The sequence below is a fragment of the Streptomyces sp. NPDC006643 genome, assembly GCF_042870175.1.
Lineage (GTDB): Bacteria > Actinomycetota > Actinomycetes > Streptomycetales > Streptomycetaceae > Streptomyces.
In genome coordinates this window covers 92,366-106,803 of the sequence record NZ_JBIAHA010000007.1, presented here as the reverse complement: position 1 = coordinate 106,803, position 14,438 = coordinate 92,366, and the positions used below count along the sequence as shown (strand labels likewise).

The following is a 14,438-nucleotide window of genomic DNA, read 5'->3' as shown; positions in this document are numbered from 1 at the left end:
GTCACATTCCTCGCTCGCCGGGTGTCAGTGAAGTAGACCCTCTCAACCCCGTCGATGTGACCGGGAAACACCCGGTCCACGAGAGCCGAGAGAGCTTGGAGAAGCCATGACGTCATCAATTCTGGTCACGGGCGGCACGGGCACGCTCGGACGTTTCGTCACTCCCCTGCTGCGCGACGCCGGCCATGACGTACGCGTGCTCAGCAGACACGGCCGCGCGCCTCAGGAGGGCGTCGAGTACGTCGCCGCCGACCTGCTCAAGGGGGACGGCGCCGAGGCGGAGAAGGCGATCGAGTCCGCGGTGGACGGCGCCGGGACCGTCCTGCATCTCGCGGGCGGTCCCAAGGGTGACGACGAGGCGACGCGGAATCTGGTGCGGGCCGCGTCACGTGTCGGCGTACGGCACTTCGTCTACATCTCGGTCATCGGCGCCGACCGGATGCCGATCGGCTACTTCAGGGCCAAGGCAGGCGCGGAGCGGGCGGTCGAGGAGTCGGAGCTGCCGTGGACGACGCTGCGGGCGGCGCAGTTCCACGACCTGGTCCTGACCATGACGCGGCCGATGGCGAAGCTGCCGGTGCTTCTGGCACCGGGTGGCATCCGGATGCAGCCGGTCGACGCCCGCGACGTGGCGGCCCGGCTGGTGGAGCTGGCCCTCGGCGAACCGGCCGGCCGGGTGGCCGACCTCGCCGGGCCGAAGCTGTACCGGCTGGACGAACTGACCCGCGGCTATCTCCAGGCGCGCGCCACCGGCCGCCAGACGCACCGCCCGACGCGCCGCCAGACGCACCGCCCGCCCCGCCGCCCAACGGTGCCGCTGCGCGTCCCGGGCAAGGTCGGCCGCGCGTACCGGGCCGGGGACAATCTGGCCCTCGACGGGGCCGACGTCGGGCGGCGGACCTGGGAGGACTTCCTGGCGGAGCGGGCAGCCGGAGCGCGCGGGTAATGCGTGGCGGCCGTCCCGCCCCGTCCTCCAGAGTTGGCCCGTGAACACCGACGCCAGCCCAGGCCCCGACACCGACCCCGCGTTCCTCCCCGGTCTCGAACTCTCCCGGATCCTGTACGAGGAAGCGGTACGGCCCGTCCTCGACAGCGCCTACCCCGGCCTGCGGTACACCGCCGCCCGCGTCGGCTCCGGCTCCGAGGTGCTCGGCTTCGACTCGGCCCGCTCCGCCGACCACGAGTGGGGACCGCGCCTGAATCTCTTCCTCGCACCGGACGACACCGCCCGGCACGGGGCCGATCTGCACCGGCTGTTCGCGGAACGGCTGCCGAAGCAGGTACGCGGCTGGCCCACCCACTTCCACCACCACGACCCCGAAGTCCCCATTGGATCGATGGAGTTGACGGACGGGACGGTCAACCACCGGGTGTCGGTCGACGAGGTCGGCGGCTGGCTGCGGACCAGACTCGGCACGCCCGTGACGGCGGAGCCGTCCGTACGCGACTGGCTGGCCATGCCCCAGCAGCGGCTCACGGAGGTCACCGGCGGCGCGGTGTTCCATGACGGACTCGGCACGCTCGGCGCGGCGCGCGCCCGGCTGGCGTGGTACCCGGATCAGGTGTGGCGCTATCTGCTGGCCTGTCAGTGGCAGCGGATCTCGCAGGAGGAGGCGTTCGTCGGCCGGTGTGCCGAGGCCGGGGACCCGCTCGGGTCGGCGGTCGTCGCGGGGCGGCTGGTGCGCGATCTGATGCGGCTGTGCCTGCTGCTGGGGCGGGCGTACGCCCCGTACAGCAAGTGGCTCGGCAGCGCCTTCGGGCGGCTCGCGGTCGCCGGCGAGCTGTTGCCGTCGCTGACGGGCGCGCTGGCGGCGACGGAGTATCCGGCGCGGGAGCGGCATCTGTGCGACGCGTACGAGTTCGTGGCCGCGCTCCAGAACGCGACGGGGCTCGCGGAGCCGCAGGACCCGGCGCGCCGGCCGTACCACGACCGGCCGTTCCAGGTGCTGCACGCCGAACGCTTCGCCCAGGCCCTGGCGGCGACTGTCACCGATCCCGAACTGCGCGGGCTGCCGCTGACCGGCGGGGTGGACCAGTGGGCGGACAGCACGGACTTCCTCGGCCTGAACGCCCCTCGGCGGTCGGCGGTGGACGCCCTCACCGGGCCCACCCTCGCCGGGCCCCTCGCCGGGTCCCCCGTCACGGGGTCTGACTGACGACCGCCCTCATCCGCGCCGCGTCACTCGCCGACGGTGCGGAAGAACTCCCGTACGTCCGCCACCAGCAGCTCCGGCACCTCCAGCGCCGCGAAATGGCCGCCCCGGTCGTACGAGGTCCAGCGCGTGATGTTGTTCGTCAGGTCCGCGATGTGGCGCAGCGGGATGAAGTTGTCGTGCGCGAAGTCGGCCAGCGCGGTCGGCACCGTGGACGGGTCGGGCGGTGCGCCCCAGTACGGGGCGTGCGCCCGCTCGTAGTAGATACGGGCCGATGAGCCGATGGTGCCGGTCAGCCAGTACAGCATCACGTTCGTGAGCAGCCGGTCCCGGTCGATCGCGCCGTACGGGCGGCCGTCCGTCGTGTCGGCCCACTCGTGGAACTTCTCGGCGATCCAGGCCAGTTGGCCGACGGGTGAGTCCGTCAGGCCGTACGCCAGTGTCTGCGGGCGCGTCGACTGGATGTCGGCGTACCCCTGGCGTTCACGGGCGAACTCCCGCCCCCGCTCCCAGGACGCCCGCGTGCGCCGGCGCTCCTGTGGGCTCAGCGGAGCCAGTTCCGCCCCGGTCGGCTCCTGCGTCTGGCCGCCGCCCGGCAGCAGATTGAGGTGTACGCCGACGACCTGGCCGGGCCGGAGGCGGCCCAGCTCGCGGGAGATCGCCGCTCCCCAGTCGCCGCCCTGGGTGCCGTACCGCTCGTAGCCCAGCCGCTCCATCAGCACGCCGAACGCCCCGGCGACCCGCCGGAACTCCCAGCCCTTCTCCCGGGTGGGCCCGGAGAATCCGAAGCCGGGGATGCTCGGCAGCACCAGATGGAACGCGTCGGCCGGGTCGCCGCCGTGCGCGCGGGGGTCGGTGAGCGGGCCCGCCACGTCCAGGAATTCGACGATCGAGCCCGGCCAGCCGTGCGTCATGATCAGCGGCGTCGCGTCCGGTTCCGGCGAACGGACATGGGCGAAGTGGATGTGCGCCCCGTCGATGGTGGTGGTGAACTGCGGCCACCGGTTCAACTCGGCCTCGGCGGCCCGCCAGTCGTACCCGTGCCGCCAGTGGTGCGCCAGCTCGCGGAGCTGACCGAGCGGGATGCCGTACGCCCAGCCCGCGCCCGGCAGCTCGTCGGGCCAGCGGGTGCGGTCGAGACGGTCGTGGAGATCGTCCAGATCACCTTGCGGGATGTCGATACGGAACGGGGTGATGCTCATAGCGGCGCATGGTATTTGAGTCCGCGCCTTGACCTTCACACCGGTGTCAACGTCCGACGCTCTGTCCGACAGCCCGTACAGCTCGGACAGCCCGTACCGCCCGGACAGCCCTGACGGATCCGTCAGATCCGTGAGATCCGTGGGATCCGTCAGCGAGCACGACACACACGAGGTGAGCCCTCATGGACAACCAGCTCTTCGACTACAGCCCCATCGTCGAACGCCCGCCCCTCCGATGGCCGAACGGCGCCCGCATCGCCTTCTACGTGGGGCTCAACGTCGAGCACTACCAGGTCGACCGCCCCTCCACGAGCATCTTCCCGGGCACCGCCGGCCTCGCGCCCGACCCGCTGAACTACGGCTGGCGCGACTACGGCCCCCGGGTCGGCATCTGGCGGCTGATCGACAGCCTCGACCGGCACGGCGTACGGGCGAGCGTGATGCTCAACTCCGATGTCGGCACCCGCTATCCACAGATCGTGCGGGCCGGCCGCGACCGCGACTGGGCGTGGATCGCGCACGGCAGGAACAACTCCCTCTTCCAGGCCGACATGACACGTGACGAGGAGCGCGCCTTTCTCACCGACGTGGTCGACACCATCGAACGCGACACCGGCCGACGCCCGCGTGGCTGGCTGGGACCGGCGCTCACCGAGACGTACAACACGCCTTCCCTGCTTGCCGAGTTGGGCCTGAGCTATCTGCTGGACTGGTCGAACGACGACCAGCCGTACGCGCTGAACGTGCCCGGCATGCTCAGCGTCCCGTACTCCATCGAGGTCAACGACATCAGCCTGTTCGTCGGCAAGAGCCTCAGCGGCCCGGACTTCGTGCGGATCGTGCGGGACCAGCTGGAGCAGTTGTACGAGGACGCGGCGGACAGCGGCCGGGTGATGTCGCTGGTGCTGCACCCCTTCGTCATCAACCAGCCGTTCCGGCACAAGTATCTGGACCAGGCGCTCGAGCACATCGCGAACCATCCGGGGGTCTGGCTCACGACGAGCGACGAGATCGCCGAGCACTACGCGCACCACCACCTGGAGTGAAGTCGGTCGCGCGGCGCCGGTGTTCCGTCCTACCGTCGCCGTATGGACCTGGAGACCCGCGCCGGCCCGACGGTGACCCACGCGCGCGCCCTGTGGACCGAACTCGCCGGTGTCCCGGCCGAGTTCGCCTCCCCCGCCGATGTCGTGATGGCGCCCGGCTCACTGCTCTGCCCGCCGGGCTGGGCCGGGATCGTACGGATCGGTGACGCCACCCTCGTCACCGCGCCGGACGCGCGGAGCGCCGAGGCGCTGGGCGCGGCGGCACGGACGCTGTCGTACGAGGAACTGACCGACCCCGTCCAGCTCGGCACGGCCCTGAGCGGTACGGCTCCGGTGCTCGACGTGCTGGGGCCCGCCACGCTCTGCTATCTGGACGGCGGCCGGGACGCGTTCGTGCCCGCGCCGGCCGGGGGCGCGGGCGGCACGGTCGAGCGGGTGGCGGGCGACGCGGATGCGGTGGCGGCGCTGCTGGCCGCCGTCGGGCACGACGACGCGGGCGAGAGCGGTCTGGACGAGATCACGTCGCCGGCGTTCCTGCTGGTGGACGGCGGTGAGGTGGTCGCGGCGGCCGGTTATCTGTCCTGGCCCCGGTCGGTCGCCCACCTCTGCGTTCTCGTCGCCCCGCGCCATCGGGGCCGGGGTCTGGCCAGGACCGTGGCGTCGGCGGCGGTGGCGCACGCGCTGGACGCGGGGCTGCTGCCGCAGTGGCGGGCCCGGCCGTACGCCTCGCGGCGGGTGGCGGCGACGCTCGGGTTCCGGGATCTGGGCGCTCAGCTCAGCGTGCGGATGTAGGTCGTTCCCGGGACGCCGTTGAGGTCGATCGCGCCGGTGGGCACGAATCCCGTACGGGTCAGCACGGCGTGCGATGCGGCGTTGTCGTCGGTGGTCTTCGCGCGCAGCGCGGTCAGCCCGTACGTCCCCGCGGCCAGCACACAGATCCGCCGGACGGCGTCCGTCGCCAGCCCCTGGCCGGCCGCCTTCTCGGCGATCCGGTACCCCAGCTCGGCCACCCCGTCCGCCACGTCGACGAGGTTGACACGCCCGACCACCTCGCCGCCCGTCGGGCCTTCGCCGTCCGTCGGGTCTTCGTCGCCCGTCACCAGCACATGGAAGTAGCAGAGCCCGGTGGCCTGCTCGGCGAGCAGGTCCGCGTGGCGCTGGGCGAAATCGGTGAAGTACGCGTCGCCCCGGTCGGGGATCGAGGCGGCGAAGTAGGCCCGGTTCGCGCGCTCGAAGGCGAGGATCGCCGGAGCGTGGTCAGGACGGAGCAGCTGAAGTGCGGGCATCCCGGCACGGTACCGGGGCGCTGATCGGTCCGGGAATCGGTTTTCTTTCCTTGGAGCGCACGTCATGTGGGGTGCGGCGGACGGGCGGCGCACGGCGGTGTACCGGCTGCGGACGGCGGTGGCCGGGCGCGAGTAGCGTTCCGTCGCATGACAGCGGACCTCGATCATGAGCTTGTCGACGCGGCGACGCGCCTCGCCGCGACCCACGCCAAGGGCGACGACCACACCATGGCGTGCGCCGCCCGGGACCGGGACGGCCGGATCTTCACGGGCCTGAACGTCTACCACTTCACCGGCGGCCCCTGCGCCGAGCTGGTGACGATCGGCGCGGCGGCGGCCGTCGGCGCGTACGACCTCGTCACCGTCGTGGCCGTCGGGAACGAGGGACGGGGCGTGCAGTCGCCCTGCGGGCGCTGCCGGCAGGTGCTGCTGGACTACTTCCCGGGGATCGAGGTCGTGGTGCGGACGGAGAACGGCCTACGGGCCGTGCTGGTACGGGAGTTGCTGCCGTACGCCTACGAACCACCCACCGAGAACGGCGGCTAGAACCGGCGACCGAAGGCAGCAAGAACCGCAGCCAGAACGGCGGCTAGAACGGCAACTCCGCGCTGTGCAGCACGTGCAGACGCGAGACCGCCCGCGTCAGCACCACGTACAGCCGGTACGCGCCACGGCTCTCCGCCGTCGCGATCGTGGCCGGTTCGACCGCGACGACATGGTCGTATTCGAGGCCCTTGGCGAGCGAGGCGGGCAACAGTGTGACGCGGGCGCCCAGTTCGCCGGGGGCGGGGGTTGCGGGCGCCAGGCCCGCCCCGGTCAGCGCCTCGCGCAGGGGCGCGATGTCGGTGTCGGCGGCGATGACGGCGATCGACCCGTCGTACGCGAGAGCCGTACGGACCGCGTCGACCACGGCCGCACCCATCCCCGCCGCCTCCGGCACCTTCTCGACGCGCAGTTCGCCGTCCGCGCGCAGCGACGTGGCGGGAGGCAGGTCCACGTCCAACGTGCCGAGCAGCCGGTTCGTCAGCGTGACGATCGCGCCCGGTACCCGGAATCCGACGGTCAGTTGAGCGATCGAGGCATCCGGCGCGCCCAGCTGCGCGAGGTGTTCCGGCCAACTGCGGGCCGCCCACGGGGTGGTGCCCTGCGCCAGGTCGCCGAGCACGGTCAGCGAGCCGAACCCAGCGCGGCGCGCGATGGCGCGGCACTGCATCGGGGAGAGGTCCTGGGCCTCGTCCACCACGATGTGGCCGTAGCTGTCCTGGCGTTCGAGCAGCCCGGCCACCTCGTCCAGAAGCAGCAGATCGGCCGCCGACCAGGCTGCCGTACGCGCGGAACGCGGCCGGGCCCACATCAGCGCGCGCCGCTCCGCCGCGTCGAGAATGCCGTCGGTGGCGTCCGCCGCGCCGGCCGGATCCGACAGCAGCTGCGCCACGACCTCCTCCGGGGTCATCTTCGGCCAGACCTCCTCCACGAACGCGGACACCGGCCGCGCGCGGGAGATCTTCTGGAGCCAGGCGTTGTTCCTGACGCCCGAACGGCGTTCGGCCTGCCGCTGGATCAGCAGTACGGCGCGGGTGCGGACCCGCTCGCGACCGATCGCGTACGGCGGAGCTTCCCGCGTCACGTCGGCCACGATCCGCTCCAGCTCCGCGACCGGCACCCGCCAGCGGTACGAACCGTCCGGCACCTCAAGGGAGTTGACGGGCACCCGCACCCGCCCGTACAGCGCGCGGCGCAGTACGGCCGCCATCCGCACATCGTGCTTGACGAGCGCGGTGGCCGGGTCGTCCTCGGCCCGGACGGGGTGGCGCGCGACCTCGTCCTCGACCGTCGACTGACGGACGCCCGTCTCGCCGAGGGCGGGCAGCACCTCGGCGATGTAGGAGAGGAAGGTGCGGTTCGGCCCGAGGATGAGCAGTCCGCCGCGCTTGATCCGGTCGGGGTGGGTGTAGAGAAGATACGCGGCGCGGTGCAGGCCGACGGCGGTCTTGCCGGTGCCGGGGGCGCCCTGGACGCAGACGGACACGGTGAGTTCGTCCCGTACGAGATCGTCCTGCTCGGGCTGGATGGTGGCGACGATGTCGCGCATCGGGCCGACGCGGGGGCGCTCGATCTCACCGGCGAGGATCGTGCCGGGGGCGGAACTCACCGTGCTCGCGGCGGCAGGTTCGGAACTCACGCCGGCGGGGGCGGGCTCTGTCCGTTGGAGGACTTCGTCCTCCAGGCCTGTCAGCTCCTCCGACAGCCCTTCGCTCCAGGGCGCCCAGCCGAACCGGCGGCGCACGGCGACACCACGCGGGTCGGTGGCGCGCGCCTGGTAGAACGCCCGCGAGACCGGGGCGCGCCAGTCGATCACGAGGGGCGGGGACGCGGGGTGTTCACTGATGCGGATGCGGCCGATGTGGTAGCTCTGCCCGGCGTGCTCGCCGCCGCTCCCACCAAGATCCGGCCCGAAGTCCAGCCGCCCGAAGAACAGCGGGCCGGCCGGCAGCTCGGCCAACTCCTTTGCCTGGCTGCGGAATTGGTAGCCGAGGACTTCCGCGTCCGCCCCGGAGGCGGAGACGTCGGCGCCGGTGGCGACCCGTTCCTCGGCGCCGTCGATCATGCCCTTCAGGGCCGTACGGCACAGGTCGTGGTAGGTCCGCTCTTCACCGAGCGCTTGGGAAGGGTCGGGAAACGTCATTCCACCGAGAATAACGCAACCGAGTTAAATTCGTTACCGTGAATCAGTTTCCGAAGGGGAGTCCGCTCCGCAGCTGCCCGAACCCCAGCTCCGCCGCCGCCACCGCGTCCGGATACACCCCGTCGGCACTCTCACCGGCCGCGATCCGCCGCCAGTTCTCCTCGGCGAGCACGCGCTGCACCGCGACGATCTGGCCGGCCGCGAGCCGTGCCACCACCGGCTCCGCCGAGGGAGCCGCCCGCACCAGCGCTTCCGCCAGCACGGCCTCGGACCGGCCCTGATACGCGTACGCCCGCGCGACCAGCGACGGAGTCCCGTACAGCAGACCGTGGAAGGCCAGCACCCGCGGATCGTCGTTGAGGCCGGTCACCGGGTCCCGGCGGGCGAGCCCGTCCGCGAAGTTCCGGTGCAGCGCCTCCAGCGGCGACCCGGCGCCCGCGCCGCCGCCCGCACCCGCGACCACCCGCGCGGCCTCGTCCTCGTGATCGGCGAACCGGTGCAGCACCAGGTCCTCCTTGGCGGGGAAGTAGCGGAAGAGCGTCGGCTTCGAGACCTCGGCGGCGGCTGCGATCTCGGCCACCGACACCTTCTCGAAGCCCTTCTCCAGGAAGAGCGCGATCGCCGTCTCGGACAGCCGCTCGTACGTCTGCCGCTTCTTGCGCTCACGCAGCCCGTCCGCGCCGTGCGCACCGTCCGCGCCGACCGCGCCGTCCGCACCGTCCGGCGTACCGTCCGCACCGCTCGCGCTTTCCGCTGCCGCCGCCGTCTCGCTCATGGGCATGAAGCGTACGCAGCGCCTACTTCTCGCGCTGGCGCGCCCGCCGCGCCACCCCAGGCGTCTCGGACGGCGCCGCCAACTCCCCTTCCGCCAGGCCGTTCATCAGCCGCAGGAAGGTCTCGCGGTCCGCGTCGGAGAGCCCCGCCAGCGCCTGCCGGTGCACACCGTCGACGATCTCCTGGCTCCGTACGGCGAGCCGCGCGCCGCCGTCCGTGACCGCGATGATCCGCGCGCGCCGGTCCGTACTGGACGGCTTGCGCTCGGCGAGCCCGGCCTTCTCCAGGGCGTCCACGGTGACAACCATCGTGGTCTTGTCCATGTCGCCGATCTCGGCGAGCTGGATCTGGGTGCGCTCCGCCTCCATGGCATGCACGAGGACGCAGTGCATACGCGCGGTGAGCCCGATCTCGGCGAGCGCGGCCGACATACGGGTGCGCAGGACATGGCTGGTGTGGTCGAGGAGGTAGGAGAGGTCCGGTGCCGAGCGGGTGGGCGTCATGGCGGTCATGCCCGCCATCGTAACAATTCGGTCCGTGACGGATTATCCGGAAGACCCCAATCCGAATCCGAAAGAGATAGTCCGCAACGGGACTATCCATTACAGTCGCACCTGTCGGCCCGTTGGGGCGATCCATCGACAGGAGACAGCCATGTCCGAATCCGCCGCAGTCACAGCCGCAACCGCGGCCACGGCCGCACCACGCGCCGTCCCACCCCGCACCCGCGCGCTCGCCCTCGGCGTCCTCGCCACCGGCATGCTGATGATCATTCTCGACGGTTCCATCGTCACCGTCGCGATGCCCGCCATCCAGGACGACCTCGGCTTCTCCCCCGCCGGACTGACCTGGGTCGTGAACGCCTACCTCATCGCGTTCGGCAGCCTGCTGCTCCTGGCGGGCCGGCTCGGCGACCTGCTCGGGCGCAGACGCATGTTCCTCGCGGGTACCGGCGTCTTCACCGCCGCCTCGCTCCTCGCGGGCGTCGCGACCTCGCCCGCCGTACTGATCGCGGCCCGCTTCCTGCAAGGCGTCGGCAGCGCGATGGCGGCGGCGGTCAGCCTCGGCATCCTCGTCACGCTCTTCACCGAGCCGGGGGAACGGGCCAGGGCCATCGCCGTCTTCAGCTTCACCGGCGCGGCCGGGGCGTCCATCGGCCAGGTGGCGGGCGGGCTCCTCACCGACGCCCTGAGCTGGCACTGGATCTTCTTCATCAACCTGCCGATCGGGCTCGCCGCCCTCGCGCTCGCGGTCCGTGTCCTGCCCCGTGACAGAAGCACGGACGGTACGGGCAGGGGCACAGGCGCGGGCAAGGGCAAGGTCACGGCCCGCGAACTCGTCGCCCGCGCCGACGTCATCGGCGCGCTGCTCATCACCAGTGGGCTGATGCTCGGGATCTACACCGTCGTCAAGGTCGAGCGGTACGGCTGGGTCTCCGCCCACACCCTGGGTCTCGGCGCCGTCGCCGCCGCCCTGATCGGCGCGTTCGTCGCCCGCCAGGCCACCGCCGCCAGCCCGCTCATGCCGCTGCGGATCTTCCGTTCACGCAGCGTCGTCGGCGCGAACGTCGTGCAGATGCTGATGGTCGCCGCGCTGTTCTCGTTCCAGATCGTCCTCGCGCTGCACCTCCAGCGGGTGCTCGGATACGGCGCCGCCGAGACCGGCCTCGCGATGCTCCCGGCCGCACTCGTCATCGGCGCCGTCTCGCTCGGTGTCTCCGCCCGGCTGATCACCCGGTTCGGCGAGCGGAACGTCCTGCTGACCGGCCTCCTGCTGCTGATCACCCTTCTCGTCCTGCTCGCCCGGATACCGGTCGACGCGAACTACCCGACCGACGTGCTGCCCCTGATGTTTCTCTCCGCCGGATTCGGTCTCGCCCTCCCGGCCCTGACGTCGCTCGGGATGTCCGGCGCGGGCGAGGAGGACGCGGGGCTGGCGTCGGGGCTGTTCAACACGGCCCAGCAGATCGGGATGGCGGTGGGCATCGCCGTCCTGTCGACACTGGCGGCCTCGCGGAGCGAGAGTCTGCTGGCGGGCGGCGCGAGCACGGCCGAGGCGCTGACCGGCGGCTACCATCTGGCCTTCGGCGTCGGCGCCGGGCTCCTCGGGACCGCGTTCGTGGTGGCGTACGTGGTGCTCAGGCCTCGTACTCGGTGAGGTCGATGGAGTAGATGTTCAGCGCGAAGCCGTATTCCGGGTGCTTCGTCTCGCGGTCGAGGACCATGTCCAGCTTGCGCAGCACGTTCTCGGACTCGTCGTTGCCCATCCGGTTGACGGCCACCACCCGCTCCAGACCCCGGTCCTGAAGGGCGAACTCCAGCACCGCGTGGGCCGCCTCGGAGGCGTAACCCTGTCCCCAGAACTGGGCGCCGAGCCGCCAGCTGATCTCGATGTCGGGCAGCACCTCGGGCAGCTGGTCCGATACGGAGAGGCCGGCGAAGCCGATCATCTCCCCGGAGGCGAGCAGTTCGATCGCGAAGAGCCCGAAGCCCTCCTCGTCCCACTCCTCCTCCCAGCGCTCGATGGACTCGGCCGTCTCGTCGAGGTCGCGGACCGAGCCGTCACCGATCCAGCGCATGACCTGCGGGTCCGAGTTGATCTCGGCCATCGCGGCGAGGTCGTCGTCGGTCCAGCGGCGGAGGAGGAGGCGGGGCGTGCGGATCTCGGTCATGCGCCCATCCTGTCAGTCCGCCGTCAGGGGTGGACGTCCGCGTAGTCGACCGTCCGCCACGCGGCACGGAAGCCGTCGTACGCGCCCACCCCGCCGTCCGCCTGGCCCCCGCCGTCCCCCGTCTCCCCCTCGCCGTCCGCGCGCCAGATCCGTACGGTGTCCGTCCCCCAGCCCGGCTCCCCCGTCGCGGCGAAGTCCGCCCACGCCCGCACCATGCGGCGCGACAGTTCGTGGTCCTCGGCCGTCGGCGGGCCGCCGATGAGGAACGCCAGCTCGGGCACGTCCAGTACGCCGAAGACGAAGGGGACGTCGGCGCAGTGCCAGGGGCGTACGACTCCGCCTTCCGAGACCCGCTTCCTGGCGAAACGGGAGAGATGTGTCGTGCGGCCCGCCCGTGCGTGCCGGTCGGCGAATCGGCTGCTGTACTCGGCGAAGGACATGTCGCCGAAGATCGCGAGGTACAGGTCGAGCACCGGCGCGTCCGGCCGCAGCGCCCGGTAGGCCGGCACGAGATCGCCGGGCAGCCCGAAGTCCCGTGCGAAGGCGTCCAGTTCTCCGTCCGTCGAGATCTTCTTGCTGCTGCCGACCGCGTCCAGCAGCCAGTACTCCTCCGTCGTGTGACAGACCAGCAGCTCGACGTCGGCCCGGTCCGCCGGATCGGCGTCGAGGGGGTCGGCGGGCAGGACGTCCCCGTCGGCGACCGGGCCGTACAGCACCGGGTCGTAGTGGCGCGCCCCCGCCGACGGGTCGTCACGGAGGCGGACGACGACCTGATCGGAGGCGCTGACCAGGTCGTACGGCGACGCCGCCGTCAACCCCTCGGCGGTGGCCGGGACTCCGGCGGCCTCCGCCACCAGGCGCGCGGTGTCGGCGGCGAGTTGGGGCGAGTAGACCGGGCCGACCAGGCTGTGCGCGACGGCGCGGTGGAACAGCCCGCGCGCCCGCTCCATCACCGTCAGACAGGCGACGGACGTCGCACCCGCGGACTGCCCGGCCAGGGTGACATTGCCGGGATCGCCGCCGAAGGCCGCGATGTTGTCGCGCACCCACTCAAGCGCGGCGATCTGGTCGAGCAGGCCGCGGTTCGCCGGGAAGCCATCGCCCGGCACATGGCCGAAGCCCTCGAAACCGAGCCGGTAGTTGAGGGTGACGACGACCAGTCCGGCGCGGACGAGCGCCGTACCGTCGAAGTCGGGCTGGGCGGAGGAGCCGAAGGTGTACGAGCCGCCGTGGATCCAGACGAGCACAGGCCGCGCGCCCGTGACCTCACCCGCACCCTCCCCCGTGTCCCTACCCGCGCCCGTGTCCCTCCCCGTACCCGTCCACACGTTCAGGCTCAGCACGTCCTCGTCGCCCGGTGACCAGGACGGCGCTCCCGGCAGCTCCGCGGACTGCGGCGAGACGGGCCCGAAGGCGGCGCAGTCCCGTACGCCCCGCCAGGCCGGCGCGGGCCGGGGCGCCCTGAAGCGGTCGGGGCCGAACGGCGGCGCCGCGTACGGGATTCCGCGCACCGCGACGACGCCGGGGGCGGTCCGACGGCCCCTCACCTGCCCGTTCACCGTCAGAAAGAGATCCACTCGCCGACCCTATGCGAGGGCCCTCAGCCGCGCCCGCCTTTATTCGCCTTCGCCTTCGCCTTCGTCTTCGTCTTCGCCGCAGCCTCGCGCGCCCTTGTCCGCCGCGCCCACGCCACGGTCCCCGCCCCGCTCCCGCACCAGCACGTCGATCCCGTCCAGCATGCGCGCGAGCCCGAACGCGAACTCGTGGTCGGGGCCCTCCGGTTCGTCCGGCACGTCCATCACCCCGGCCGCCAGCATCTCCGCGACGGACGGGAAGCGCTCGGGGTCGGCCAGCTTCTGTATCGTGCGCCCGTATCCGGCGAGCACCTCCTCCGCCGGCCGGCCGCTCGCCGCCACGGCGGCGGCCAGATCGGCCATCAGCGTCGCCTCGTGCCGCACATAGCCGTTGACCATCAAGATCACCGACAGCTTCTCGCCCCAGTCGAGCCGGGTCCCCTCCAGCGCCACCAGCCCCCACTCCCACCAGGCCACCATCCGGGGCGTGGCGGGCGGGCTGGAGACGGGGATACGCAGCGCCCACAGGTTCTCGTAACAGATCCGGCGCATCGCCCACGCCCACTCCGCCATCGCCGTACGCCAGTCGGTGCCCGGCGCGGGCGGCGCCGGCGGGACGCCGACGATCGCCTCCTGCATCAGCACGTACAGCTCGTCCTTGGCCCCCACGTACCGGTAGAGCGACATCGGCGAGACACCGAGCTTCTTGGCGACGCGGCCCATCGAGACGGCGGGCAGCCCCTCCGTCGCGGCGACGGTGACGGCCGTGTCGACGATCCGCTGGAGGCTGAGGCCGGGCTTGCGGCCCTTGGTGGGGCGTGCGCGCAGGCCCCAGGCGGCTTCGATGCTGGGCGGCAGCCCCGTACCGCCGCCGCCGCTCCCGTTGTCCTCTGCCACTCTCCGCCTCCGTCTTCCCCCGCCCGCGCTTGACGCCATCCTAGTAATGCGTAACCCTTACACATCAAGCGTAAGGGTTACGCATAAGCGCCCGGCACGCCCGGCGGCGCATGTCACGCCCGGCATTCCCGGCACGCACGACGGAGGAG

At 72.0% G+C, this 14,438-nt stretch carries 14 protein-coding genes; 6 read left to right on the top strand and 8 right to left on the bottom strand.

Translation table 11 applies throughout. From position 1 onward, the window contains the following. Positions 1–106: 106 nt before the first annotated feature. Both ACFYNU_RS11815 and ACFYNU_RS11810 read left to right on the top strand, forming a co-directional pair. Entirely contained in the window at positions 107–946 is an 840-nt protein-coding gene (locus ACFYNU_RS11815; RefSeq protein ID WP_356587303.1) for an NAD(P)H-binding protein, read from the top strand. A gap of 40 nt (positions 947–986) precedes the next feature. Next, positions 987–2,156 carry a DUF4037 domain-containing protein gene (locus ACFYNU_RS11810; RefSeq protein ID WP_356587305.1) on the top strand — a complete coding sequence of 390 codons (1,170 nt, stop codon included), beginning with the start codon at positions 987–989 and terminating at the stop codon, positions 2,154–2,156. Between the two features lie 23 nt (positions 2,157–2,179). Here ACFYNU_RS11810 and ACFYNU_RS11805 read toward each other — a convergent pair whose 3' ends face one another. Then, a complete protein-coding gene (locus ACFYNU_RS11805) occupies positions 2,180–3,355 on the bottom strand; it encodes an epoxide hydrolase family protein (RefSeq protein ID WP_356587307.1) in 1,176 nt (391 codons plus the stop codon). Positions 3,356–3,537: 182 nt separating this feature from the next. Here ACFYNU_RS11805 and ACFYNU_RS11800 point away from each other — a divergent pair, with 182 nt between their 5' ends. Further along, positions 3,538–4,401: a polysaccharide deacetylase family protein gene (locus tag ACFYNU_RS11800; protein WP_356587309.1), complete on the top strand. Its 864-nt coding sequence runs from the start codon at positions 3,538–3,540 to the stop codon at positions 4,399–4,401. 42 nt (positions 4,402–4,443) lie between these two features. Then, positions 4,444–5,193, top strand: a complete 750-nt coding sequence (locus tag ACFYNU_RS11795; RefSeq protein WP_356587310.1) for a GNAT family N-acetyltransferase — start codon at positions 4,444–4,446, stop codon at positions 5,191–5,193. Here the strand turns inward: ACFYNU_RS11795 and ACFYNU_RS11790 are convergent. Then, positions 5,172–5,687 carry a GNAT family protein gene (locus ACFYNU_RS11790; RefSeq protein ID WP_356587312.1) on the bottom strand — a complete coding sequence of 172 codons (516 nt, stop codon included), beginning with the start codon at positions 5,685–5,687 and terminating at the stop codon, positions 5,172–5,174. The genes ACFYNU_RS11795 and ACFYNU_RS11790 overlap by 22 nt on opposite strands. 147 nt (positions 5,688–5,834) lie before the next feature. Between ACFYNU_RS11790 and ACFYNU_RS11785 the strand changes: the two genes are divergently transcribed. Continuing rightward, a complete protein-coding gene (locus tag ACFYNU_RS11785) occupies positions 5,835–6,233 on the top strand; it encodes a cytidine deaminase (RefSeq protein ID WP_356587314.1) in 399 nt (132 codons plus the stop codon). Between the two features lie 43 nt (positions 6,234–6,276). Here the strand turns inward: ACFYNU_RS11785 and ACFYNU_RS11780 are convergent, their stop codons facing one another. Genes ACFYNU_RS11780 through ACFYNU_RS11770 form a run of 3 tightly spaced genes read right to left on the bottom strand, consistent with a single transcriptional unit; the run spans position 6,277 to position 9,659 of the window. Continuing rightward, a complete protein-coding gene (locus ACFYNU_RS11780; protein WP_356587316.1) occupies positions 6,277–8,373 on the bottom strand; it encodes an AAA family ATPase in 2,097 nt (698 codons plus the stop codon). Positions 8,374–8,416: 43 nt separating this feature from the next. Continuing rightward, entirely contained in the window at positions 8,417–9,148 is a 732-nt protein-coding gene (locus ACFYNU_RS11775) for a TetR/AcrR family transcriptional regulator (RefSeq protein ID WP_356587318.1), read from the bottom strand. A 22-nt stretch (positions 9,149–9,170) separates the two neighbouring features. Next, the gene (locus tag ACFYNU_RS11770) at positions 9,171–9,659 is read right to left on the bottom strand and encodes a MarR family winged helix-turn-helix transcriptional regulator (RefSeq protein ID WP_356587320.1); all 489 of its coding nucleotides are present in this window, start codon (positions 9,657–9,659) and stop codon (positions 9,171–9,173) included. Positions 9,660–9,801: 142 nt separating this feature from the next. Here ACFYNU_RS11770 and ACFYNU_RS11765 point away from each other — a divergent pair, with 142 nt between their 5' ends. Beyond that, a complete protein-coding gene (locus tag ACFYNU_RS11765) occupies positions 9,802–11,304 on the top strand; it encodes an MFS transporter (RefSeq protein ID WP_388765946.1) in 1,503 nt (500 codons plus the stop codon). Here the strand turns inward: ACFYNU_RS11765 and ACFYNU_RS11760 are convergent. Genes ACFYNU_RS11760 through ACFYNU_RS11750 form a run of 3 tightly spaced genes read right to left on the bottom strand, consistent with a single transcriptional unit; the run spans position 11,285 to position 14,289 of the window. Then, positions 11,285–11,818 (bottom strand): GNAT family N-acetyltransferase, encoded by a 534-nt coding sequence (locus ACFYNU_RS11760; RefSeq protein ID WP_356587322.1) that lies wholly within the window; start codon positions 11,816–11,818, stop codon positions 11,285–11,287. The two genes, ACFYNU_RS11765 and ACFYNU_RS11760, sit on opposite strands and share 20 nt — an antisense overlap. Before the next feature lie 23 nt (positions 11,819–11,841). Then, positions 11,842–13,395: a carboxylesterase family protein gene (locus tag ACFYNU_RS11755; protein WP_356587324.1), complete on the bottom strand. Its 1,554-nt coding sequence runs from the start codon at positions 13,393–13,395 to the stop codon at positions 11,842–11,844. A gap of 39 nt (positions 13,396–13,434) precedes the next feature. Next, entirely contained in the window at positions 13,435–14,289 is an 855-nt protein-coding gene (locus ACFYNU_RS11750; protein ID WP_356587326.1) for a TetR/AcrR family transcriptional regulator, read from the bottom strand. Positions 14,290–14,438: the final 149 nt, after the last annotated feature.

Coding starts and splice junctions, on each gene's coding strand:
- ACFYNU_RS11805 (WP_356587307.1), bottom strand. CDS start 3,355: ATGAGCATCACCCCGTTCCGTATCGACATCCCGCAAGGTGATCTGGAC.
- ACFYNU_RS11815 (WP_356587303.1), top strand. CDS start 107: ATGACGTCATCAATTCTGGTCACGGGCGGCACGGGCACGCTCGGACGT.
- ACFYNU_RS11765 (WP_388765946.1), top strand. CDS start 9,802: ATGTCCGAATCCGCCGCAGTCACAGCCGCAACCGCGGCCACGGCCGCA.
- ACFYNU_RS11795 (WP_356587310.1), top strand. CDS start 4,444: ATGGACCTGGAGACCCGCGCCGGCCCGACGGTGACCCACGCGCGCGCC.
- ACFYNU_RS11790 (WP_356587312.1), bottom strand. CDS start 5,687: ATGCCCGCACTTCAGCTGCTCCGTCCTGACCACGCTCCGGCGATCCTC.
- ACFYNU_RS11800 (WP_356587309.1), top strand. CDS start 3,538: ATGGACAACCAGCTCTTCGACTACAGCCCCATCGTCGAACGCCCGCCC.
- ACFYNU_RS11780 (WP_356587316.1), bottom strand. CDS start 8,373: ATGACGTTTCCCGACCCTTCCCAAGCGCTCGGTGAAGAGCGGACCTAC.
- ACFYNU_RS11775 (WP_356587318.1), bottom strand. CDS start 9,148: ATGAGCGAGACGGCGGCGGCAGCGGAAAGCGCGAGCGGTGCGGACGGT.
- ACFYNU_RS11770 (WP_356587320.1), bottom strand. CDS start 9,659: ATGACCGCCATGACGCCCACCCGCTCGGCACCGGACCTCTCCTACCTC.
- ACFYNU_RS11785 (WP_356587314.1), top strand. CDS start 5,835: ATGACAGCGGACCTCGATCATGAGCTTGTCGACGCGGCGACGCGCCTC.
- ACFYNU_RS11760 (WP_356587322.1), bottom strand. CDS start 11,818: ATGACCGAGATCCGCACGCCCCGCCTCCTCCTCCGCCGCTGGACCGAC.